Here is a 23,010-nt window from a genome sequence, read left to right as displayed (position 1 = left end):
TGTTTATTCATGAAAAAAACAAGTCGTAAAGTAGTAATCGTCGGTACAGGTTTTGTTGGAACAAGTATCGCTTATGCAATGATCAACCAAGGAATCTCTAATGAATTAGTATTGATCGATGTGAATCAAGAAAAAGCAGAAGGGGAAGCATTGGACCTTTTAGATGGTATGGCTTGGGGCGATGAAAATGTGGCTGTATGGTCAGGTGGCTATGAAGAATGTAAAGATGCTGATATCGTTGTTATCACAGCTGGTATCAACCAAAAACCTGGTCAATCTCGTTTAGATTTAGTTAAAACAAATGCGTCAATCATGCGCCAAATCGTAAAAGAAATCATGGGATCAGGATTCGACGGTATTATCGTTGTTGCTTCAAACCCAGTAGATATTTTGACATATATCGCTTGGAACGAATCTGGTCTGCCAACATCACGTGTTATCGGTACTGGAACAACATTGGATACAACTCGTTTCCGTAAAGAAATCGCATTGAAATTAAAAGTTGACCCACGCAGCGTCCACGGCTATATCTTAGGTGAACATGGTGATTCAGAAGTTGCTGCATGGTCACATACAACTGTCGGTGGTAAACCAGTGTTTGAAATTGTAGAAAAAGACCATCGTATTGCCCAAGATGAATTAGATGTGATTGCTGATAAAGTCCGTAATGCTGCTTATGAGATCATTGATCGTAAAAAAGCAACTTACTATGGTATTGGTATGAGTACTGCACGTATCGTAAAAGCTATCTTGAATAACGAACAAGCTGTATTGCCTGTATCTGCTTATTTAACTGGTGAATACGACGAAAAAGATATCTTTACAGGTGTGCCATCAATCGTTGACGAAAATGGTGTTCGTGAAGTTGTTGAATTATCAATCAACGAAGAAGAAAAAGCAATGTTCAGCAAATCAACAAGTGCTTTAAGAGAAGTATTGAACACTGTATTATAAGAAACAATGAATATGAACTAAAAATCCTAAAACTGCTTAACAGCTGAAATAGCTGTTAAGCAGTTTTTTATTGATATCTAATAGGTAAGCAAATAAACAGAATGGTTAAAATTAATCGGTCCAAAAATGTATCCGTACATATGAACATATGAAATTTAATCTGTTGATTACAATAAGCGAATCGTTATCAATGTTTATCTGTGGTTAATTAAAAAATCCTTCCGCAACGGCAAATACAATGATTCATATCTAATTCGTTCATATTTGATTAACTGAATAAAGAAACTGCTTTTTATCATTCAATTAAACGACAAAAAAAGTAAGAAAAACTGCAAAATTTTTTTATAATTTTGCATAAGCAGATTTTGATGGAAAAATGACGATTTTTGATAAAAAACCGTTCGAGAGAGGTTTATCATTTTTTGAATCTACTTTGTATAATATATATTATGTAAACTAAAATATATAAAAAATCAGCCCACTAGTTCTAAACCACTATTTCCTACTATTCACTCTTTTGTATTCCTTTTAAATCAATTATTTCAAAATTAATCCATATTTTCCATATTTTTATGAAAAAACTATTTTGTATGATTAACCATACAAAAAAAAATCAGCATATTCCTTAATGACATGCTGATCTAATTGAGAAATAAAGTTTTTAATTCGTTCATTTTATTGCGGTTTGTCGTAAATAATTGGTTATCTTGGACTTTAGTGAATCGAAATCCAATGAACTAGTGGTAATCATTATGATAAAATCAACAGCTTCTTGACGAGAAAAAGCAACTGGACAATTATTCAATTGAAGAAACAACAACATGGCAACAAGAGCAGTTCGTTTATTGCCATTATGAAAAGGATGTTTTTTAGCTAAATTAATTGCTAAAATCGCCGCTTTTTCATAGACTTCGGGATAGAGTTCTTGATTAAATACTGCTTGTGAAGGCTGTTTAACGGCCATATCTAATGCATTTGCATCTTTTACACCGATCATTTCGCCTGGCGAGTGACGTAAAATAACTTTCGCGTTGATTTTGATAATTTCTTTAGTCGAAAGATACCTCATAAATCAACCAAATCTTTTAACGCGTCTTCATATTGATTCATGATCGAATCAACTAATGAATCAATATCAGGTTCTTCTTGTGCTTTGATCATTCGTACAGAACCATCAGATTGAAAAACATAACTGATTGCGTCACCTGTCTGCACACCCATGAATTCTTTTACTTCTGGTGGGATAGTTGTTACATCGCTATTGCCAGATTTTCTAATTTTATACTTTTTCATTTTTTTCATATTTCGCCACCCTCTATACCATTCTCATTCTATAGTAAGTACATTATATCCAAGTATATACTTTTAATCAATGTATATACTTTTATTTTGCTTTTTCTTACGGAAAAATGACAAAGAAAAAAGTTTGTGACATGACTTTTGTCACAAACTCTCGTATTCTTAACCAAAATATTGATGAAATACTTGTGTAATAACTGGTAGAAAATAAATAATGATCATAGCCGCTACCACCATCAACAATTGTTTTCGCTGTTTCTTTCGCTTTAGCATACTTGTCGTTTTATGAAAAAAATAAGTAGCGCTTTTAGCTCCTGCAGTCAAAGTCGATAAAATCAACGTTGGTGAATATGCTGTTTGATTGTGCGTCAATGACAACAACTTCGTCCCGTAATCAGGATACTTTAGAAATGCTTGGTACACAGCCACAATCGTAATTGCTCCCATAAGATAATTTAAAAATGAATGCACTTTTTTCAAATAAAAAAACTCCTTGCTATCTATATAAAATCAGCCTACCCCAACGTTTTTGCTTGATTTACTGATATTTTTTAGTTTTATTGGTATTTATATTCTCACTTTTCGGAATAAATATTCCGCTATTTCATTGTTTTCATTTACTCTACTTCGTTTTCATTATTTTTTCTTGATGTTTCTTTGTTTCCATCAACTGCTTTTGTTCCACTGTTTTCGATCCATGGAAAAGAAAAACCGATTGTCATATCTTCTTTTAATACTAAAACTGCATCGAATTTCCCTTTTTTACCAGTAAAACCTTTGACAACTTTACTTGTCTTTCCTTTTGAAAGCAAATCTCTGAGATTCGTTTTAGTCAGCTTCTTTTTAGCTACTGTTGGCCACAATTTGAAGTCGCATTCCGGATTCAAGCATGTAGCGATTTTAGGATAAAGCATGACTATTCCCTTTTTACATTTTGGACATCTTCCTAATTGATCGTTTTTCTTCTCCATCGCTTTTATCTGACGTGTCCCGCTAATCTCATCTGAAAAGTCTACCTTGTCGATTTGATTAGGAACTTCTGCCAATAAATGTAGGATGAATTTTTTGATATTCTCTAAAAAAACAGATGGTGTCCCCTCTTGTTTACCAATTTTTCTCAAGTACCCTTCCCAGCGCGCAGTCATTTCTGCGCTCGTCAGTAATGGTTCATTGGCTACTGCCTTACAAAGAGTGATTCCTTTTGGCGTAACAGTTATTTCGTTTTTATTGACTTCGATGTAATGCTTCTGCTTAAGATTTTCAATGATATTGGCTCGTGTAGCTTCTGTCCCTATTCCTTCTACTTCTTTGAGAATTTCTTGCACTTCATCATTATCCAGCGTTTTTCCCGCAGTTTTCATTGCTGTGATCAACGTTCCTTCGGTATAAGGTTTTGGAGGTTGTGTTTCTTTCTCCATACTTTTCAGTTCTACTTCTGCTTCTTCATTTTCTACGATAGGAGGAAGAGTCTGAGCTTCTTTCTTTTTTGACTTGATGCGTAAGATTTCCTGCCAACCTTGCTGTAATGGGATCTTTCCGATGCTTTTTAGCTTTAATTGCTGTACGCCCGTCATTACGGTCGTCTCTTCGTAGATATAATCTGCAGCAAACATAGCCACAGTAGTGCGCAAAACTTGCAAATAGATTGCTTGCTGTAATTTGGAAAGCTTCGCAAAGCGTGCAGAAGTCGGAATCGTCTTTGTCGGAATAATTGCATGATGTTCTTGAACTTTTTTCGCATCGACATATCGTTTCTTTGCTTTGATCTCAGTTGTCTGTACTTCTTCTATTCCTAAAAATTTTTTATAATTTTGCAGATGTTTAACCAGATACTGATGCTCATTTTCTGTAATGTAAAAGGAATCCGTTCTTGGATAGCTTAGAAACTTGCTTTCGTACAATCCTTGAGCAGCATCAAGTGTAGCTTTGGCACTTGCTTTCATTAGCTGATTCATCTTTGTCTGCAAACTAGATAGCGAAAATAAACGTGGACTATGCAACCTCTTTTCCTTTTTCGTAACTTCAAGAATCCGTCCGTTTTGCTTACCTAAATGCGCTCCAAGTTTTTCTATTTCCTTCGTTAACTCTTCTTGGGTTTTAAATGCTTTTTTTGGTACGATTTTTCCAGAAAACTGCCCTTTGTTTGTCGTAATTAAACCTTCTCCTTCAAAGTACGTTTCTTTTTTGAAGTGTTTGATTTCTTCTTGCAGCTGATAAATCATATAGAGTGTCGGTGTTTGTACACGACCAAGAGAAAAACTGCCATCAATCCCTTTTCGTTGAAGTAGCAAGCTATATAATGGACTTCCATTCATTCCAATCAGCCAATCAGCGTTCTGCCTTGCTTGCGCTTCTTTATATTTTGGAAAATAGTTCTTCCCAGGTTGAAGATTCTTAAAACCATCATAGATTGCTTCTTTTTCAAGAGAATTGATCCACAAACGTAAATAGTTCTTTTCCTTAGAAAATGCGTTTGCTTGTCGAATAATCGACCACGCGATGGCTTCACCTTCTCGATCACCATCTGTTGCAATAATGATGGTATCAGCTGACTGTAACTCTCGTTTTACGATCGAAAATTGTGTACGTTTGTCCCTTGGAACTTCGTAACGGAAGGTTTCTGGGAAAATAGGCAAATTTTCTAACGACCATTTTGCCCAACGCTCTTCATAAGCTCCTGGAGCAACCATATCTACCAAATGTCCAAAACCATAAGTGATGGTTACTTCACCAGCAAACAATGGATCGCTGATTTCATAATACCCTTCATATCGCTTTCGCTGTTGGAAGGTTTCGGCATAGGCTTTTGCTTGTGAAGGTTTTTCAGCTAGTATCACCGTCTTCATCTTCTGACCTCCGTTACTTGATTTTTGCGGACTTCTCTATTATGGAACATATTTTCGCATCTGGCAATAAAAAAAAGATACCGTATAGTCGAAATAGGCACAAAAAACATCAAGCAAACAAACGATGTTCCGTTTGCTGCATGATGTTTCCAAAAAATATTCATCTTTAGCTGTCACTCTTGGTTGATCTGCCAGTTGATGCCAAATCGATCAGTTACCATCCCATACAATTGAGCCCACGGAACAGCATCCAGCGGCATCTCAATCTTACCACCCTCAGCTAAGCTTTCAAATAGACACTTCGTTTCTTCTTCATTTCTTGTCTGGATGACTAAAGAAACATTATTTCCCACAACTAATTCAGGACCAATTCCTTCTGGCGTATCTGCAAACATAACTAATGTATCATAAATGTTCAGCCGTGCATTCGTGATTAGATTTTTTGCTTCTTCTGGCAAGTTCATTTGTTCTATTCCAGGCATTTCACCGTATGTGGTGATACCTGATGCTTCAGTCTCAAAAACTTTTTCATAAAAAGCGATGGCTTCACGCGACTCATTTTTGAAGTTCAGATAGATATCCAATGAAAACAGCTCCTCTCTTGGTTAAATCTACCATAAGAAAGCGTTTTTTACGAGTGAATCGTTTGATTGATTCATGACAAAAGCCTTGCCGTAGCTTCTTCTTGATCTTTTTTATGATCATTTATTCAAAAAATCTGTAATAGCAGATTGATTCATTTGATTATCAATTTCAAGAATACTGCCAGCATAATCACTTTGCCCATAATTCCACGAACCGTCTACTGGCACACTTATTCGATCAATGCCACCAGCTCCTCGTGCAATCGAAAAGAGGTTTTTCGTCAAGAACCAAGCAGTGACATCTGTGGATGTATATCCTAAAGCTTTACCAGCTGCATAAGGTGCACGGATCAGATTCAATGGATTCTTCAATTGGCTGAAAATAGCGTTCATTACTTGCTGTTGGCGTCTGACACGGCCAAAGTCTCCTTGTTCATCCATTCGGAAACGTGCGTACTGCAAAAGAACATGTCCATCCATCTTCTGGACCCCTTTTTTAATATCTACACCATCCAGATTTAGATCTTTTTCTGCATCGATCTTCACTCCGTTCATGAATAAGGCATCGATCACTTTTTCAAACGATTTGAAATCGACTTTCGCATAGTATTGACAATCGATTCCAAAATTTTCTACTAAAGTTTGACGCACTAGATCGGCTCCTCCGTATGCATAAGCTGAATTGATCTTATTTTGTCCTACCCCTGGGATCGTAACGAAGCTGTCACGCATAAAAGAAATCAGTTTCGGCTTATGGGAAGGACCATCCAACTGTAAGACCATGATCGTATCGGCTCGCCCGGCATCTTCTCCGCGTGTATCACTTCCAAGGATCAAAATATTATGCGCACCATTCGTCGCTTTTTGCCCATGAAAGGTTTCTGAAGTCGCTGCCTCTAAGCTTGTGTCATGTTCAGCTACATATTTACCAATAAAAAATGAGATACCTGAATAAAGGATCAAAACAAGCAAAATCGATAGAATGATTTTTTTCCACGATCGCTTTCTTCGAGGTTTTAACGGTTTGTTCTTCTTTTGCCGATTGAAAAATTTTTTATTTTTTTGTTGTTCTTCTGCTCTTGGTGCATCTCTGTATATCTGTTGTTCGTGTTGGTTCAAATGTTCAAATGAATGCTGCTCTCTTTCATAAATACGGGTAGCATCTTCCTCATTTTCCATACGCGTTCGTTTTCGTTCTCTTCTAGCAAAAATACTCCCCGTATCCCGCTTCAGAGGTTTCGCCTTCTTATGGATGTCCTTATAGCGATCCATCCGACTCATTGTGGTTCCTCCTCGTTTCTTACTGATAAATAAAGGATACGATAACCAATCGACAAAAGCCTATCATTTTTTGATAATTTAATAAAAAATAACGAAATAATTGTTTCGATACATAAAGGATTACTTTTCTTGAGACCGTTTATGCGAGAATAAAAAATCTTTATCTATTATCCTTCTTTAATCAAACAGCTTTTCAATCACATGGATCGGCATCTTTTCCTTTGTCCATAATTCAAACGCGATTGCTCCTTGGTAGATCAACATGCCAAGTCCATTGTATCCTTTTGCTCCTACTTTTTTTGCTTCTTTTAATAAACGTGTTTCTCTAGGTGCATAAATCAAATCAAAAACCGCTAGATTCTCATGCATCATGCTTATATCTAAGAGCGGTGACTGATTGATTTTCTTTCCCATCCCGATATCTGTTGCATTGACTAGAAGACAGCTTTCTTTCAAGTCTTTTCTTAATTGATGCGTATCGGCAAAGTCACGAACTTTTATCTTACAAGAAGTTCGATAGCTGAGTTGTTCGAATGTTTCTTTTACTTGAGCGAATGTTTGGTTGTTTCGTTTATAAACTACGATTTCCTCAGCGCCGTCTAACGCTGCTTGAACAGTGACTGCCTTTGCTGCACCTCCAGCTCCCAGTAGAGTCATTTTTTTCTTTTTGATCGAAATCCCAGCTTCTTGCACGGATTGCATGAAGCCCGCACCATCGGTATTATAGCCAATCAAACGACCCTTTTCGTGCACGATCGTATTCACTGCTCCGATCAATTGCGCTTCCTGGCTTACCTCATCCAGATAAGGAATAACCGCTGTTTTATTCGGCATCGAAAGATTTACACCTAACATATCAAAAGTTCGAATACTTTCGACTGCTTGCTTCAAATTCATTGGATTTACTTGGAAAGCTAAATACACCGCATCGATGTTGTTTGCTTCAAAAGCAGTATTGTGCATCAATGGGGATAAACTGTGAGAAGCCGGATCAGCAAAGAGCCCAGCTAATTTGGTTTGTCCAGAAATCATCTTATTCCTCCTTTGTTCTTACTTCAATAAAAAAAGCCACTTAGCGTTTGATACGAAAAAGTACGAAACGTCTAGGTGGCAAAGTAGCAAATTCTTTTCTCATCGTTTACTTGTCAGAGCAAAGAATATTCTATTTAATTGTTAAAATCATTGACTACGTGATCCTACAAAACACCCAAATATGTTTAATTGTTTATTGTTTTAAGTATAGGATGAATCAAAGGAAGATGTCAATGAGTTTTCAAGTCCTTCTACTGAAAGGAATTTTTCTGTCGAAATCAATCCACTACTTCTTCAAAGAACTGCAAAAGGTCGCCCATTGTCAAATGTTGCTTTTCTTTTTCAGAAATATCTTGAACGATTTTCCCTTTTTGGAGTACGATCAGACGATTTCCGTATTTCAAGGCGTCTTCCATTCGATGCGTGATCATGAGACAAGTCAATTTTTGTTCATTGATCCGCTGATTTGTTAATCGCATTAATGCTTTAGCTGTTTTAGGATCTAAAGCTGCAGTATGTTCATCTAATAATAGTAACTCAGGAGCTGTGATCGTCGCCATCAGCAAGCTTAATGCTTGGCGTTGACCACCAGATAATTCACCCGCTGGAGTATCTAAGTGTTGCTCTAGGCCATTACCGACTTCTTGACATAGTCTAAAAAAATCTTCTTTTTGATTTTTCAAGTTACGTAAACGGAATTTCCGTTTTTGACCTCTTTTTTGTGCAAGTAGCAAATTTTCTGCTACTGTCATCCGAGGAGCCGTTCCCATCTTGGGGTCTTGGAAAACTCGAGAAAGGAATCGTGCTCTTTTTTCTTCTGAATCTTTTGTGATCAGCTGATCTTTAAAAGAGATCGATCCTTGACTGAGTTGAAGCGTACCAGCGATCGTATTGAACAGTGTGCTTTTTCCAGCACCATTCCCGCCAAGGACAGTGATGAAGTCCCCTTCTCTGATTGTAAGGTTAATTTCATCCAATAGTACTTTCTCTTCATTCATTCCATTGTTTACGACTTTTCTGCCATTTTTGATTGTCAATATATCTGTCATTACTATGCCTCCTTCTCAAAACCCGTTTTTAAGTTCAGTGCTTTCTTCAATTGCGGGATCATCAGACAAATAGCTAAGATGATAGCGGAGAACAACTTCAGATAAGTTGTGTCAAACCCTAGTTTGATTACTACTAAAATCAATAGCTGATAAATGATACTGCCGACAACAATAGCAATCAATCTTTCTGCTAGCGTCAATTCTTGGAAGATCACTTCACCGATGATGATGGAAGCAAGACCGATGACGATTACGCCAATCCCTTTATTTACATCTGCATATCCGTCGTTCTGGGCAATCAGCGCACCGGATAATGCAATGACACCGTTCGACAAAGTTAAACCTAAAATTTTCATACGATCGGTTTTTATCCCTAACGACCGAGCCATCGTTTCGTTGTCTCCTGTCGCAATATAGCCTTGACCCAAATCTGTATTGAAGAAGAATAGCAGTACAGCAATCAAGATGCCCAAAGAGATGAAGCCAAGAAGGACTGTGTCAAAGTAATCAGGTAACCCAAAGCGATGGAAGCTGTCTTGTAGAATCGGATGATTCAATAAAGAAAGATTTGGTGTTCGCATCACAAACAAAATAACTGAGTTCAATCCTGACATCACTAAAATCCCTGCTAAAATAACCGGTATCTTTCCTTTTGTATAAAGTAACCCCGTAACGAGTCCTGCTATCATGCCAGCACCTACGCCTAATAATGTAGCTACAATCGGCGCTACCCCATGAGTAATAGCTGTCACACAGACAGCAGCACCTAATGGGAAGGACCCTTCTGTCGTCATATCAGGAAAGTCTAAGATCCGATAAGTCATGAAAATCCCTAATCCTAATATTGCCCAAAGCATGCCTTGTGAAATAGCTGATACGATCATTTGTCATCCTCCTTAGATGTTTCTTGCTGCGAGTCATCTGTAATGATTTTGGCTTTTTCCTTCATCGATTGGGGAACAATGATTCCTAAGCGATCAGCTTGAGATTGATTGATCACTGTATCCCCTTGATCAAATGTATAAACAGGCGTCGTTTCCGGTTTTTCTTTTCCACTCGCAAGTTCTGCTGCCATCTTACCGCTTTGAAGCCCTAATTGATATTGATTGATCCCGATTGTTGCTAGTCCACCTTGTTCCACCATTGTATCCACAGATGGAATGACGGGGATATTTGCTTTGTTTGCTTCTTTTACCACTGTTTGCATCGCATTGGCAATGGTATTATCTAATGGAACATAGATAAAATCGACTTGTCGGCTCATCACTTGAACCGTTTGTGCAATCTCATTAGTGGAAGGCACCGCATATTTTACTGATTCTAACCCTTCTTTTTTTGCAGCTTCTTCTGCTTGTGCTACTTGGTATTTTGAATTATCCTCTGAAGAAGCATACAAGATTCCGACTTTTTTTGCATTTGGCAACAAATCAGAAGCAAGCTTGATTTGTGAAGCAACAGGCGGCTGATCAGAAACACCTGTTACATTACCACCAGGTTTCTCTAAAGAAGCGACTAATCCAGCCCCCACAGGATCCGTTACAGCACCTAACACAACTGGGATCGATGAAGTCGTGTTTGCTAATGATTGAGCGGCAGGTGTTGCGATTCCAATCAAGACATCTGGATCAGATTGTACTAGCTGTTGACTCATTGTGGCTAGCTTGCTCTGATCGGCTTGTCCATTTTGAAATTTGATCTCAAGATTTTCTCCTTCTTTTAATCCTTCTTCTTTCAGACCATCTTTGATTCCTCGATAAATCTCATCTAATGCCGGATGGCTCACGTATTGCAATACCCCAACAACTGTTGTTTTTTTTGTCTGGTTCGTCGAAGTACTTTCTTTTTCGCCTGAGGCTTTTCCATAAATAAATGCACCTGCTAAATAAACTAAAATAATTACTACAACTGTTATTAATCGTTTGTTTTTCATTTTTTTCCTCCTGCAAAGTCAATCTTTTTATTTATTATAATCAGGCAAGTATCCAGTCTACAAAAAAAGACAATGGCCAAAGCGGTCATTGTCTTTACACAAAAAACCGCATAGATTCTAATCTATGCGGCAGTCAATGTTCATGTCTAGCATAGATACAAGCTTTAGAAATGCACTCTAAAAAGTTGTATCTATGGGAAAGTCTCACCATTAATACAACTTATCTACGCCAGCTGCGCCAATTTTTTTTGTTTTCTGCTGAAATACGTTTTGATAAGTTCATTACAGGTCACCCTTTCCTTAAGAATTGATTTAAGTCTAATCGAATTTTTGAATTTCGTCAACTATATTTTTTAATTTTTTATTTGTTATTTTGAAGATCAAACATCACTTGTTCTGATAATTAAAAATAGCGCTATATAGACCCACCGTTTCATCGCGCCAATGTCTCAATTAGCAATCTCGGAATTTTGGGAAGTTACTCCCGTTCTATCCAATTCTTCTTCTAATTGTTTGATATTGGCTAACGGAAGTCGATTCAGTTCAGGGATCAACTCCTTATCAAAATCAGTTATTCCTCCCTTACCCGCAGTTATCCGATTTGCTTCTTTTCCTCCATCAAAGAAAATAAATGTCACTTCATCCGTTCGTATGTTATATTTTTGTTCCAGTTCATGTACATCATAAACGATTGGATAATAAAAGATCGGTCGATTCAATTCTTCCATAAGCTCAGGATCATTAAAAACATCAAGCATGTCCTGATAGGTTTTCCCGTTCGGTTTGCTGAACATCACCGATATCGCCCGGCTTTGCCTGATTTTCTGATCAGCTTTGCTGTAATCAAAAGGTTTCAATTTGCTGGTTGGTATAGACGAATAAACGAGACTATTTACTTGCTCTTCTCGGATTTTTTCCGGCAATAAAAACATTGCAACTGTTAACAGCAATGATAAGATGAGCAGAGACACAAGACGTCGAAAATACTTACTTGGATTTTCTGCGAATGACACTGAGAAATGTTCATTCATTTCTTGTACTCTCGATTTAACTACTTCCCAAATAACAAACACCTTCTTTTCTACTTTTTCTCCTATTTTTTATTATACCTAAAAATTTGGATTTCAACGATAGAAACACTGTTTTTTATGTAATTAGTCCAAGATTTTTCTAGACTTTTGCTTTACTATTCGGCCAAATTGGTTTTTCTTCTTTTTTTCGTTATAATGAATATACTTATGAAAAGAAATGAGGAATGAACCATGTCCTTTGATGGTGTATTTACCCACGCGATGGTCAACGAATTGCGTGAAACGTTACTATCTGGCCGGATCTCGAAAATCCATCAGCCTTATGAAAATGAAATTGTGCTGGTGATTCGTTCACGCGGCAAAAACCATCGATTATTATTATCTGCGCACCCAAGTTATGCTCGTGTACAGATTACCCAAATCGATTATCAGAATCCTGATAATCCGCCTAACTTCGTGATGATGCTTCGAAAATATTTGGATGGCGCTATTTTAGAAGACATCGAACAAATCGAAAATGATCGAGTGATCCATTTCCACTTTGCTAAACGAAACGAGTTGGGTGATCTACAAAATATCATATTGATCGTTGAATTAATGGGACGTCATAGTACGATCGTCTTAGTTAATCGAGAAACTGGAAAAATACTGGATGCGATCAAACACATTGGAAGCTCTCAAAACACTTATCGTTCTTTGCTTCCTGGTGTAGAATATGTTGCTCCGCCAAAACAAGAGGTCTTGAACCCATTTAGCTCCGAGAAAGAAAAAATCTTTCAGCGGCTTTCCCAAACTGAACTAGAGCCAAAAGCAATCCAACGTCAGTTTCAGGGAATCGGTTTCGATACCGCTCAAGAGCTGACCAAAAGATTACTGGAACGTCCTAATGAAAAAATGGTTGTTTGGGACGAATTTTTCTCATCAATCATCAATCACCCAGTTCCTACTTTTTACGAAACGACAAATAAAGATTTCTTTACGCCAATTGTTTACCAAGTATTTTCCGAACAAGCATCTGCTGTGACAACTTATCCAACACTCAGTCAATTATTAGATAGCTATTATCACGAAAAAGCAGAGAAAGATCGGGCAAAACAACAAGGCGGAGAACTGATTCGAAAAATCGAAAATGAACTAAAACGAAATAAAAATAAATTGAAAAAACGTGAACAAACACTCAAAGAATCCGAAAACGCTGAGAATTACCGTAGAGATGGCGAACTACTTACTACTTTTCTGACACAAGTACCACGCGGCGCAAAAGAAGTTGTTTTACCTAATTATTATGAAGAAGATAGGCCAATCAAAATAGCATTAGATCCGGCGCTGACGCCAAATCAAAATGCACAGAAATATTTCCATCGATACCAAAAGCTGAAGAACGCTGTTAAGCTGATTGGCGAACAAATCCAAGAAGCCAAAGATGAAATTCGATATCTTGAATCTGTCTTATCTCAACTGGAAATTGCCGGTCCAATGGATATCGAAGCAATCAAAGAAGAATTGACTTCAGAAGGATACCTGAAAAAGAAGAACTTAAAAAAACAAAAACGTAAGAAACCATCTCAGCCTGATCAATACTTTTCTTCTGACGGAACGCTCATTCTTGTTGGTAAAAACAATCTTCAAAATGACCAGCTGACAATGAAGACAGCTAAAAAAACCGACTATTGGCTTCATGCAAAAAATATACCCGGTTCGCACGTCATCATTAAAAGTGACAAGCCCTCAGATGAAACAATTACAGAAGCTGCCGAGTTAGCTGCCTATTTTTCAAAATACCGATACTCTGCCCAAGTGTCGGTTGATCTTGTACAGGTAAAGCATATCCGAAAACCAAATGGCGCTAAGCCTGGTTATGTTATTTATGAAAACCAAAAGACGATTATCGTGACACCAGAAGAAGAAAAAATTACAGCTATGAAACAAAACAGGTAATCAATGAGTGTTTCTAGAATCATATTTGCGTACTTTCCCACAACAGCAATTAGTTATAAATTGTTTGCTACAAAAAGAGGAGTTGTGACAAAATTCTGTCACAACCCCTCTTTTTTGATCAACGGTGTTCAATAAACAGCGTTCTCATCTGCTTTTCTTAGCTCTGCTGGTCCAGTAACCGAGTAAGCTCTTTGATAAATCTTTGAGCGATTTCACTGAGCGGACGTTTCGCCGAATAAATGATATAAAATTCATTTAGTTCGCCTTCTGCCAAAGGGATTAACCGCAAATGCTCGCGAATCCCTCCAATCACAATACCAGATCCTGAAGCGTAAGCATCAGTTTCAAGAACGATATTCATCAAAGTACCTCGATCACTCGTATAAATCACTGTTTCTTGATCAGGGATCTCGATAAGGTCTTCATAAAAATACGGGAAATTATTTCCATCCTGTGTAAAACGAACTTGAGGATAAGATAACAATTCTTCTTTGGTGATCTCTGCGTGTTCAGCTAATGGATGTCCTTGCCTTAAAAAAATATGCGTTTTGAATTTTCCAATGCTTCGGCCACTTAGCTCTCCTTGTTGTAAATATCTTCTGATACCAGCTTGATTATGCTCATTCATATAAATAATACCGATCTCACTGTGCTGCTCTTTGACTTCTTCGATCACTCTCGCCGTTGTCGTCTCCATGATCCGGAATTGTTTGATCTCGTCTTTGAATTCCTCGAGTAGCTGTGCGGTCAAAGGACCTAAGAAATCATAATGCTGGGCAGCAATCGAAAAATTGTCTCTCTTTTCACTCGTTAGATAGTGAGTTTCTAATGTATCAAGCTGGACCAATATTTTCTCGGCACGATTTAAGAAGTCTTGCCCTTCTTCTGTTAAATATGCCCCTCGATTCGTTCGAGTAAACAGCGTGATCCCTAACTCGGTTTCTAATTCTTTGATACCAGCTGAAAGACTTGGCTGGGAGACAAACATTTTCTTTGCCGCTTCTCTGAAACTACCATTGTTTGCTACAGCGACCACGTATTTCATCTGCTGAATATTCATTGCTCAAACTCCTCGAAATAATAAATTTCTCTTCCATTCAAGGGCTGGATTGGTCGGTTGTTCGGTCGAGCATACTGACCATCGAAGGGGAGAAGAAACTCTTGGTTCAGTTTTCCTACATGATCCATTACAAACCATTGGATTGGCCCGCTGGTAGGCGGAGTTGTCAATGAGCCAATATAATGGAAATGGCTTTTTTGCTCCGGAAAGAACACATCCGGATTTATCCAATGCTCATGTTTTTCTAAGTTCCAACTTTCCCCATTTTCTTGATTATACAGCCAACCTTCCTGTACCATTAGCTGGTACATGACACCCACAACTAGATTCTCTTTTTTGCTGTTCATATGAACAAAATGAAATTCAATATCTTCCTGTTTTCCGTTGATGATATGTTCAGAAGGCAAGTGGAAATGAATATCTGTCAAATAATAGCGTTCTTTCTTGAACTCTACATAACTGAGTTGGTCAAAAGGTACTAAATGAATCGTGTTTTTGAATTCCTTGTCAGTAAACCGTTGCTTTTGATAATGAAAGGAAAGCGTGTCTCCTTCTATTTTGGTTTCTTCCCCCTTGGTCAAATGAATAGGCGACTGCAATGGAAATTCCGCACCTCTCGCAAACCAATCACATAAACTCGCCCAATTTTCCGGACCTTTGTCTCCAGAATAGCCCCATTCGACATCCATATTCTTTTTCAACTATACTTCCCCCTGCATCTCATATCATTTTTATTTTTCTTCTTTCTTTACAATCGTTGAGACGGTTTCTAAAAACGCCTCTTTTCCATAAAATTCCTGGTTCAATAGTTCCGGAAATATCTCTTTAAAGAAATACTGAACAGAAGGCCGATGTTCAAAGCTTTTAATCGTAGTCACTGCCTCAATGAACATCTCCTTATAAACTTTTTCCGGGTTATTTTTGATGATTTCATCAAAAGATTCATAAAGAAGGTCAACCTTATCTGAAATGGCTAATAGTTCTCCTTCTACGGTTTCATCTTTTCCTTCGAACAACCGACGGCGATAAACTTCTTGGAACTCAGCTGGAATCTCTTGGTTGATGAATTCGTCCGTCATCTTTTCTTCAACTGTTTGCAGCATCCCTCTTAACTCTTTGCTTGCGTATTTCACCGGCGTTTTGATATCACCAATAAAACGCTCTGTGTAGTCATGATTCAATGATTTTTCATAGAGCAGTTTCCAATCGATCGGTTGTCCATTCGCTTCTTCAATGTCTCCTAGAACTTGCGCAATAGATGCTACACGATACGAATGTGCTGCTACTGTATGCTCTGTATATTTAAAAAATCCAGGTGCCCTTGTGATCGTCTCTAAATTGTTCAATCCTAAAATAAATTCATTCAATCCCATAAAAGTTACCTCCCTTTGAGATTTCTTTTTCCGAATATCATATCATTAAATAACTGATATTCGCAACATTTCCGCTCTTTACCATTTTTGAAACAGCTCCCTTACCAAAAAATAGAGAAAATCTATATATAATAGAAAAAAGAGAAGAGATTATTCTCTTCTTTCTGCTAACCAGTCTTAGAAAAATGAATTTTAAAAAAATCAAAAACTGATCACGATAGAAGTTTCTTTTCATACCTGATGAAAAGATGCTTCTCGCAATCAGTTTTTGGATTTTTGCTATTCCAATTGATGATTCTGGAGACACAAATCGGATTTCTCTATCTTCATCAAGCGCGCTTAAATCTGCCAATTTTCAGGATCTTTTTTCCATTCTTTTAGCAGAGTTAATTCTTGCTCATCGATATAACGATCTTCTAAAGCTGCTTCAATCAATACAGAATAATTGGTCAACGTCATAAGAGGGATTTCGGCTTTTTCGAAATTTGCTTTTCCTTTTGGCAACTCATACGTAAAGATAGCCGCAACACCAAGGATATCCGCACCTTCTCTTTTTGCTGCTTCAGCTGCTTCCAAGACACTTCCGCCTGTAGAAATCAAATCCTCGATCACAACCATCTTCTGACCTTCAAATATACGTCCTTCGATTTGGTTACCTTTCCCATGATCTTTCGCCTTACTTCGAATATAGACCATTGGCAAATCCAGTATTTCCGCTACCCATGCGGCATGAGGGATTCCTGCTGTTGCAGTTCCAGCAATCACTTGTACTTCAGGGTAAGCTTCTTTGATTTTGCTTGCTAATCCTTTTGCGATCTCTTTTCGGACTTTTGGATAGCTCATCGTGATTCGGTTATCACAGTAAATTGGGCTTTTGATTCCACTTGCCCATGTAAAAGGATTACTTGGATTTAAAAATACTGCTTCAATTTCTAATAAGTCTTTTGCGATACTTTGTTCAACATTCATTTTAGGTTAGCTCCATTCTGTTTGAATCGTTTGATATGCTTTATAAGGATTAGTTGACTGAGTGATTGGTCGACCTATAACGATAAAAGTTGAGCCGATCTCTTTTGCCTGAGAAGGTGTGACTACTCTTGTCTGATCTCCTGCGACTGTTCCTTCTGGTCTTATACCCGGAGTTAAGCAAACAAATTCGTCTCCTGCCATTTCTTTGATCGCTTCTACTTCCCAAGCAGAAGAAACCACACCATCTAATCCTGCTTTTTTGGCACAGCTAGCATAATGGATCACACTTTTTTCTAAAGAAACTTCGATTAGTTGATCGGCATGCATTTCTTCTTCACTTGTAGAAGTAAGCTGAGTGATAGCTAGAAGTAGCGGACGTTTTCCACCTTCTGGAGTCCCCTCTTCTAATCCTCGCATTGCCGCCTCCATCATACGAATACCGCCAGCGGCATGAACACAGGTGAGATCAACACCAAGCTTTGCCAATCCCCGCATTGCTTTTTCGACCGTATTCGGAATATCGTGAAGTTTCAGATCTAAAAATACATTATGACCAGCCTCTTTTAGATAACGTACGATTTCAGGTCCTTCTTGGTAGAACAATTCCATTCCGATTTTCACAAACAATTTTTCTTCTTTCGGGAAAAATCGAAGAAAGTCTTCTACCTCTTGCCTAGTTGAAAAATCTAATGCAATAATTGGTCGTTGGTCTAGTTGATTCATCGTTCACGTTCCTCTCTCACTTCTTTGATTAATTTTTCCAGCGATTCGATGCCTAGTTCGCTCATTCGCACAGGGAGCTCTTTAATTAGTTTAGGACAGATATACGGATCGGTGAAATTCGCGGTCCCTATAGCTACAGCACTTGCTCCAGCCATAAACATCTCAAGAACATCATCCACTGTCTGCACGCCGCCCATCCCAATGATTGGAAGGCTGGATATACTTGCTACTTGGTGAATCAAACGAATAGCGACAGGCTTGATTGCTGGTCCGGAGAGTCCACCTGTTTGATTGGCTAAAATCGGTTTTCTTGTCTTAAGGTTAATCCGCATACCAAGAAGAGTATTGATCATCGTAAACCCATCTGCCCCTCCAGCTTCGATTGCCTGAGCGATTGGAACGATGTCTGTTACATTTGGGGACAATTTGACATAGACAGGAACAGAAGAAACTTTCTTTACTGCTTGTGTTAATTGAAAAGCAACATCAGGATCTGTTCCAAAAGCAATTCCGCCATGTTTGACATTTGGGCAAGAAATATTCAGCTCGATTGCTTTCACATTTGGCGCTTCGCCAATTTTGCTACAAACTTCTACATAGTCTTCTTCACAAGCACCAGCAACATTTGCGATGATGGGTAACTCATTGTACTCCTCTAATTCTGGAAGAAGTTTATGCATAACAACGTCTAGACCAGGATTTTGCAAACCAATTGCATTCAACATGCCAGATGGTGTTTCCGCCACTCTTGGTGTGGGATTGCCAAAGCGGGCATTTGGAGTCGTTGCCTTGACCATGATCGATCCAAGCTGATTCAAATCATAGTATTTTCCGTATTCTTTGCCAAAACCGAAACAGCCGCTTGCCGGCATGATAGGATTTTTTAATTCTAGACCGGGGAGCTTGACTGCTAAAGGATTCTCATTCATATAATTACCTCTCCTATTTTAAAAATCGGTCCTTCGTCACAAACTTTCACACTTTTTGTTCCTGTTTCATCTTCCGGCGTATGACAAACGCAAGCATAGCAAGCCCCTATCCCACATGCCATGCGGGATTCTAATGATAACTGGACATTTTGATGCGAAGAAAACAGCTGTTCCACTGTCTTCAATAACCCGTTTGAACCACATGCAAAAACAGCTGTAGGTTCCGTCTTCGTTCCTAACAATAAATTACCGACATTTCCGTGCATACCGTATGTTCCATCGTCAGTAGCGATTCTTGTTTCTCCTAGACGATTAAATTCTTTTTCATAATAAACGACTTCATGTGTGGCAAAACCTAAAAAATGCGTTGGCTTAATTCCTTTTTCGACTAACTGTTTTGATAACTCATATAGAGGAGGGACACCGATTCCTCCACCGATTATAAATACTTCGTCTCCTGTATGAAGATTGGACAAATCAAAACCATTGCCTAAAGGACCCATGACATCTAAATGGTCTCCGGCAGAAAGAGTAGAGAAGACTCTAGTCCCCTCACCTTCCACCCGATAAATGATACGGCAAGTATTTGTTTCGTGGTCGATATGATTCAAGCTAATCGGTCGGCGTAATAGCAAGTCTGCACGCGGCACGAGGATATGCAAGAACTGTCCTGGTTGCTGCATTTCTTTTACTAGATCACCTTTCAATGTCATTTCAAAAATCTTTGGTGCCAGCTGTTTTTGCTGAACGATTTCCATCATTTCTTGTTTCATCTGTCCCCTCCTGCAACGGTTTTTCGTCTTTTTGTCTTAACATGTGCTCGCCGTTAAATAGGGTTAGTTGAAAAAGCACGGGATTCCATCACTCGAACGATCGCATCTGCTGTGTCTAAAGAAGTAAACAATGGAATACCATGTTCAACTGCTTCTCTTCGGATGATGAAACCGTCTTTAGAAGCATTTCCCCGATCTTTATCAATCGTATTGACAACCACTTGTGTTTTACCATCTCTTATTAAGTCGACTACATTTTTTTCTGCTGCTTCCTCAGAAATTTTCGCTACTGTTTCAACGACCAGACCATTTTTTTCGAAATAAGCAGCTGTATGTTTCGTTCCTATCAGACTATAGCCAATTTCTGTAAAACGTTTAGCTAATTCTAGTGCTTCTTCTTTTGTTTCGTCCGCAATCGTAAATAATACGGCTCCATATTCAGGCAAGTGTAATCCAGAAGCTTCGAATGCCTTGTACAAAGCTTTGTCTAATTGTCTGTCAGATCCCATTACTTCTCCAGTCGATTTCATTTCAGGCCCTAAGTAAGTATCAACTTTCTGCAATTTCGTAAAAGAAAAGACAGGTGCTTTAACATGAACTTCTTTTGTTTCTGGATAAAGTCCGTTTTCATAACCAAGTGTCTTTAGTTTCTCTCCCAAAATAGCTTTCGTCGCAATTTGTGCCATTGGAATTCCTGTCACCTTACTTAAGAATGGAACAGTCCGACTTGCTCGAGGATTGACTTCGATCACATAAACCTCATTTTCATGGATGACAAACTGGATATTCATCATCCCGACACAATTCAAACCTAATGCTAAGCGGATCGTGTAATCTTCGATCGTTTTCTTGATCGATTCAGATAATGTTTGAGGTGGATACACAGCCATTGAATCCCCTGAATGGACACCAGCACGCTCAATATGCTCCATGATCCCTGGGATGAGTACTGTTTCACCGTCACAAATCGCATCCACTTCGCATTCACCGCCAAGCAAGTAACGGTCCACTAGTACTGGATGTTCTGGAGATGCTTTCACGGCATGTTCCATGTAATCTTCTAAATCTCGCTGGTTTTCAACGATTTCCATCGCACGTCCGCCTAATACATAGCTTGGACGAACAAGAACTGGATAACCAATTCTCGAAGCGATAACCACGGCTTCTTCTTTACTTGTAGCAGTATCCCCTAAAGGTTGAGGAATATCCAACTCTTTCAGCGCTTGCTCGAATAAATCACGATTTTCCGCACGATCCAAGTCTTCGATCGTTGTCCCTAAGATTTTTACACCAGCAGCAGTCAAAGGTTCGGCTAAGTTGATTGCTGTCTGACCACCAAATTGAACGATTACTCCTATCGGCTGTTCTAGCTCGATCACATTCATCACATCTTCGAAGGTCAATGGCTCAAAATATAATTTATCCGAAATAGAAAAGTCAGTCGAAACTGTTTCAGGATTGCTGTTCATGATGATTGCTTCGTATCCTGCCTGCTGGATTGCCCTGACAGAATGCACAGTCGCATAGTCAAATTCAACCCCTTGTCCGATACGGATAGGACCAGATCCCAGTACTAGAACTGAGGGCTTTTCTGATCGTGAACTTTCATTTTCATATTCATAGGAACTATAAAAATAAGGTGTTTTTGATTCGAATTCCGCTGCACAAGTGTCAACCATCTTATATACAGGAATCAAATCATTTTCTTTTCTCATCTGGCGAACGGCTTCTTCGTTTATTTCCCACAGCTCCGCCACTTTTTTGTCTGTAAAACCGTTTTGTTTCGCTGTTTTCAATATCTTGTCATCCAACGGCTGCTGTTTCAACTGCTGTTCGATTTCTACGATATGCAACAGTTTATCTAAAAAGAATAAATCGATTTTTGTCAAATCCGCTAATTCTTCTATGGTGTACCCTCTTCTAATAGCTTCAGCTACATAAAACAGGCGATCATCTTGTGCTCGAACCACTTTTTGGATTAGGTCATCGTCCGTGATGTCTGCCAACTCAGGAAGTTCGATATGGTGTGTACCGATTTCTAAAGAACGCACAGCTTTCAATAAAGACTCTTCGATATTCCGACCGATAGCCATCACTTCACCAGTTGCTTTCATCTGCGTGCCTAAAAGCCGTTCTCCGTTTTCAAACTTATCAAACGGCCAGCGAGGAATTTTAGCTACAACATAATCTAATGCAGGTTCAAATTCTGCAAAAGTCGTTCCTGTAACAGGATTTTTCATTTCGTCTAATGTTAATCCAAGCGCTATTTTAGCAGCTAGCTTAGCGATCGGATAGCCAGTCGCCTTACTTGCTAACGCAGATGAACGAGAAACACGCGGATTGACTTCAATCACATAATAATTAAAACTATGTGGATCAAGAGCGAGTTGGACGTTACAGCCTCCCTCGATCTTAAGTGCTCGAATAATCGAAAGAGAAGCATCACGAAGCATTTGATATTCATGGTCAGACAATGTTTGACTAGGGGCAAATACGATAGAATCACCTGTATGGATACCCACTGGGTCAAAATTTTCCATATTGCAGACAACGATTGCATTATCAGCCGAATCTCTCATCACTTCATATTCAATTTCTTTAAAACCTGCAATACTTCGTTCAATCAAACATTGGGTAGCGGGGGAAAGACTTAATCCATTTTCTGATACGATACGTAATTCTTCTTCATTTTCACACATACCTCCACCAGTTCCGCCTAAAGTAAAGGCTGGACGAACGATGACAGGATAGCCGATTTTATTTGCAAAATCTACAGCTTCTTCTACTGTATTGACGATTTCAGACTCGGGGATTGGCTGATTCAATTCTTTCATCAACTGTTTGAATAGATCACGATCTTCTGCTTGATCGATCGCAGAAAGCTTTGTTCCTAGAAGTTCTATGTTCAATTCTTCTAAAATACCTGATGCTGCCAGCTCCATTGCCATATTGAGGCCTGTCTGTCCGCCTAAAGTTGGAAGGAGAGCATCTGGACGCTCTTTTCGAAGAATCCTTGATACAAATTCAAGTGTGATCGGTTCGATATATACTTGATCTGCCACTTCTTTATCCGTCATGATCGTCGCAGGATTAGAATTTACTAAAACCACTTCATATCCTTCTTCTTTTAAGGCAAGGCAGGCTTGTGTTCCTGCGTAGTCAAATTCTGCGGCTTGACCAATGATGATCGGACCAGATCCAATCACCATAATTTTCTTGATATCTGTACGTTTCGGCAT

Annotated in this window: 22 protein-coding genes; 2 read left to right on the top strand and 20 right to left on the bottom strand. The window is 38.6% G+C overall.

Annotated elements, in window-relative coordinates:
- Positions 1-9: 9 nt before the first annotated feature.
- Positions 10-954 (top strand): L-lactate dehydrogenase, encoded by a 945-nt coding sequence (locus tag IGL15_RS07055; protein ID WP_002289717.1) that lies wholly within the window; start codon positions 10-12, stop codon positions 952-954.
- A 670-nt stretch (positions 955-1,624) separates the two neighbouring features.
- On the opposite strand, the gene IGL15_RS07050 is transcribed toward IGL15_RS07055, so the two are convergent.
- From IGL15_RS07050 to IGL15_RS07000, 11 genes are all read right to left on the bottom strand, one after another.
- A complete protein-coding gene (locus IGL15_RS07050; protein WP_002306744.1) occupies positions 1,625-2,023 on the bottom strand; it encodes a type II toxin-antitoxin system death-on-curing family toxin in 399 nt (132 codons plus the stop codon).
- Entirely contained in the window at positions 2,020-2,256 is a 237-nt protein-coding gene (locus IGL15_RS07045; protein WP_002289715.1) for an AbrB/MazE/SpoVT family DNA-binding domain-containing protein, read from the bottom strand. Before IGL15_RS07045 ends, IGL15_RS07050 begins: the two co-directional genes overlap by 4 nt.
- Before the next feature lie 159 nt (positions 2,257-2,415).
- Positions 2,416-2,700, bottom strand: coding sequence for a hypothetical protein (locus IGL15_RS07040; protein WP_002317704.1), 285 nt, complete (start codon positions 2,698-2,700; stop codon positions 2,416-2,418).
- Between the two features lie 170 nt (positions 2,701-2,870).
- Entirely contained in the window at positions 2,871-5,099 is a 2,229-nt protein-coding gene (gene topB, locus IGL15_RS07035) for a type IA DNA topoisomerase (protein WP_104765349.1), read from the bottom strand.
- A gap of 173 nt (positions 5,100-5,272) precedes the next feature.
- Entirely contained in the window at positions 5,273-5,683 is a 411-nt protein-coding gene (locus IGL15_RS07030; RefSeq protein WP_104765350.1) for a VOC family protein, read from the bottom strand.
- A 117-nt stretch (positions 5,684-5,800) separates the two neighbouring features.
- Positions 5,801-6,964 carry an LCP family protein gene (locus IGL15_RS07025; protein ID WP_104765351.1) on the bottom strand — a complete coding sequence of 388 codons (1,164 nt, stop codon included), beginning with the start codon at positions 6,962-6,964 and terminating at the stop codon, positions 5,801-5,803.
- 177 nt (positions 6,965-7,141) lie between these two features.
- Positions 7,142-7,996: a shikimate dehydrogenase gene (gene aroE / locus IGL15_RS07020; RefSeq protein ID WP_002289627.1), complete on the bottom strand. Its 855-nt coding sequence runs from the start codon at positions 7,994-7,996 to the stop codon at positions 7,142-7,144.
- A 278-nt stretch (positions 7,997-8,274) separates the two neighbouring features.
- Complete coding sequence (locus tag IGL15_RS07015) at positions 8,275-9,045, bottom strand: ABC transporter ATP-binding protein (protein ID WP_002289629.1); 771 nt, start codon at positions 9,043-9,045, stop codon at positions 8,275-8,277.
- Between the two features lie 2 nt (positions 9,046-9,047).
- Positions 9,048-9,929 (bottom strand): ABC transporter permease, encoded by an 882-nt coding sequence (locus IGL15_RS07010; protein WP_002289631.1) that lies wholly within the window; start codon positions 9,927-9,929, stop codon positions 9,048-9,050.
- A complete protein-coding gene (gene trpX, locus IGL15_RS07005; protein WP_002299729.1) occupies positions 9,926-10,975 on the bottom strand; it encodes a tryptophan ABC transporter substrate-binding protein in 1,050 nt (349 codons plus the stop codon). The genes IGL15_RS07010 and trpX overlap by 4 nt, the downstream gene beginning before the upstream one ends.
- 449 nt (positions 10,976-11,424) lie before the next feature.
- On the bottom strand, positions 11,425-12,048 hold the full coding sequence (locus IGL15_RS07000; protein ID WP_104765352.1) for a hypothetical protein: 624 nt from the start codon (positions 12,046-12,048) through the stop codon (positions 11,425-11,427).
- Positions 12,049-12,237: 189 nt separating this feature from the next.
- On the opposite strand from IGL15_RS07000, the gene efbA reads away from it, so the two are divergent.
- Positions 12,238-13,944, top strand: coding sequence for a fibronectin-binding protein EfbA (gene efbA, locus IGL15_RS06995; RefSeq protein ID WP_104765353.1), 1,707 nt, complete (start codon positions 12,238-12,240; stop codon positions 13,942-13,944).
- 157 nt (positions 13,945-14,101) lie between these two features.
- Here efbA and IGL15_RS06990 read toward each other — a convergent pair whose 3' ends face one another.
- Genes IGL15_RS06990 through carB form a run of 9 tightly spaced genes read right to left on the bottom strand, consistent with a single transcriptional unit; the run spans position 14,102 to position 23,010 of the window.
- Positions 14,102-15,004: a LysR family transcriptional regulator gene (locus IGL15_RS06990; protein WP_002288888.1), complete on the bottom strand. Its 903-nt coding sequence runs from the start codon at positions 15,002-15,004 to the stop codon at positions 14,102-14,104.
- Positions 15,001-15,693 (bottom strand): carbonic anhydrase family protein, encoded by a 693-nt coding sequence (locus IGL15_RS06985; protein ID WP_181045226.1) that lies wholly within the window; start codon positions 15,691-15,693, stop codon positions 15,001-15,003. Before IGL15_RS06985 ends, IGL15_RS06990 begins: the two co-directional genes overlap by 4 nt.
- Positions 15,694-15,735: 42 nt before the next feature.
- Positions 15,736-16,377, bottom strand: a complete 642-nt coding sequence (locus IGL15_RS06980) for a YfbR-like 5'-deoxynucleotidase (protein ID WP_002288886.1) — start codon at positions 16,375-16,377, stop codon at positions 15,736-15,738.
- Positions 16,378-16,414: 37 nt separating this feature from the next.
- Positions 16,415-16,729, bottom strand: coding sequence for a hypothetical protein (locus IGL15_RS06975; protein WP_002288892.1), 315 nt, complete (start codon positions 16,727-16,729; stop codon positions 16,415-16,417).
- Positions 16,717-17,346 (bottom strand): orotate phosphoribosyltransferase, encoded by a 630-nt coding sequence (gene pyrE / locus IGL15_RS06970; RefSeq protein ID WP_002288884.1) that lies wholly within the window; start codon positions 17,344-17,346, stop codon positions 16,717-16,719. The genes IGL15_RS06975 and pyrE overlap by 13 nt, the downstream gene beginning before the upstream one ends.
- Positions 17,347-17,352: 6 nt before the next feature.
- Positions 17,353-18,069, bottom strand: coding sequence for an orotidine-5'-phosphate decarboxylase (pyrF, locus tag IGL15_RS06965; protein ID WP_002299720.1), 717 nt, complete (start codon positions 18,067-18,069; stop codon positions 17,353-17,355).
- Positions 18,066-18,998 (bottom strand): dihydroorotate dehydrogenase, encoded by a 933-nt coding sequence (locus IGL15_RS06960; RefSeq protein ID WP_104765355.1) that lies wholly within the window; start codon positions 18,996-18,998, stop codon positions 18,066-18,068. The genes pyrF and IGL15_RS06960 overlap by 4 nt, the downstream gene beginning before the upstream one ends.
- A complete protein-coding gene (locus tag IGL15_RS06955; RefSeq protein ID WP_002288879.1) occupies positions 18,995-19,771 on the bottom strand; it encodes a dihydroorotate dehydrogenase electron transfer subunit in 777 nt (258 codons plus the stop codon). Before IGL15_RS06955 ends, IGL15_RS06960 begins: the two co-directional genes overlap by 4 nt.
- Positions 19,772-19,824: 53 nt before the next feature.
- Positions 19,825-23,010, bottom strand: a complete 3,186-nt coding sequence (gene carB, locus IGL15_RS06950; RefSeq protein WP_104765356.1) for a carbamoyl-phosphate synthase large subunit — start codon at positions 23,008-23,010, stop codon at positions 19,825-19,827.

The sequence above is a fragment of the Enterococcus sp. DIV0436a genome, from assembly GCF_051711605.1.
GTDB lineage: Bacteria > Bacillota > Bacilli > Lactobacillales > Enterococcaceae > Enterococcus_B > Enterococcus_B faecium.
This window is presented reverse-complemented; position numbering and strand designations above follow the sequence as displayed.

Coding starts and splice junctions, on each gene's coding strand:
- IGL15_RS07055 (WP_002289717.1), top strand. CDS start 10: ATGAAAAAAACAAGTCGTAAAGTAGTAATCGTCGGTACAGGTTTTGTT.
- IGL15_RS07050 (WP_002306744.1), bottom strand. CDS start 2,023: ATGAGGTATCTTTCGACTAAAGAAATTATCAAAATCAACGCGAAAGTT.
- IGL15_RS07045 (WP_002289715.1), bottom strand. CDS start 2,256: ATGAAAAAAATGAAAAAGTATAAAATTAGAAAATCTGGCAATAGCGAT.
- IGL15_RS07040 (WP_002317704.1), bottom strand. CDS start 2,700: ATGGGAGCAATTACGATTGTGGCTGTGTACCAAGCATTTCTAAAGTAT.
- topB (WP_104765349.1), bottom strand. CDS start 5,099: ATGAAGACGGTGATACTAGCTGAAAAACCTTCACAAGCAAAAGCCTAT.
- IGL15_RS07025 (WP_104765351.1), bottom strand. CDS start 6,964: ATGAGTCGGATGGATCGCTATAAGGACATCCATAAGAAGGCGAAACCT.
- aroE (WP_002289627.1), bottom strand. CDS start 7,996: ATGATTTCTGGACAAACCAAATTAGCTGGGCTCTTTGCTGATCCGGCT.
- IGL15_RS07015 (WP_002289629.1), bottom strand. CDS start 9,045: ATGACAGATATATTGACAATCAAAAATGGCAGAAAAGTCGTAAACAAT.
- IGL15_RS07010 (WP_002289631.1), bottom strand. CDS start 9,929: ATGATCGTATCAGCTATTTCACAAGGCATGCTTTGGGCAATATTAGGA.
- trpX (WP_002299729.1), bottom strand. CDS start 10,975: ATGAAAAACAAACGATTAATAACAGTTGTAGTAATTATTTTAGTTTAT.
- efbA (WP_104765353.1), top strand. CDS start 12,238: ATGTCCTTTGATGGTGTATTTACCCACGCGATGGTCAACGAATTGCGT.
- IGL15_RS06990 (WP_002288888.1), bottom strand. CDS start 15,004: ATGAATATTCAGCAGATGAAATACGTGGTCGCTGTAGCAAACAATGGT.
- IGL15_RS06985 (WP_181045226.1), bottom strand. CDS start 15,693: ATGGATGTCGAATGGGGCTATTCTGGAGACAAAGGTCCGGAAAATTGG.
- IGL15_RS06980 (WP_002288886.1), bottom strand. CDS start 16,377: ATGGGATTGAATGAATTTATTTTAGGATTGAACAATTTAGAGACGATC.
- pyrE (WP_002288884.1), bottom strand. CDS start 17,346: ATGAATGTTGAACAAAGTATCGCAAAAGACTTATTAGAAATTGAAGCA.
- pyrF (WP_002299720.1), bottom strand. CDS start 18,069: ATGAATCAACTAGACCAACGACCAATTATTGCATTAGATTTTTCAACT.
- IGL15_RS06960 (WP_104765355.1), bottom strand. CDS start 18,998: ATGAATGAGAATCCTTTAGCAGTCAAGCTCCCCGGTCTAGAATTAAAA.
- IGL15_RS06955 (WP_002288879.1), bottom strand. CDS start 19,771: ATGAAACAAGAAATGATGGAAATCGTTCAGCAAAAACAGCTGGCACCA.
- carB (WP_104765356.1), bottom strand. CDS start 23,010: ATGCCGAAACGTACAGATATCAAGAAAATTATGGTGATTGGATCTGGT.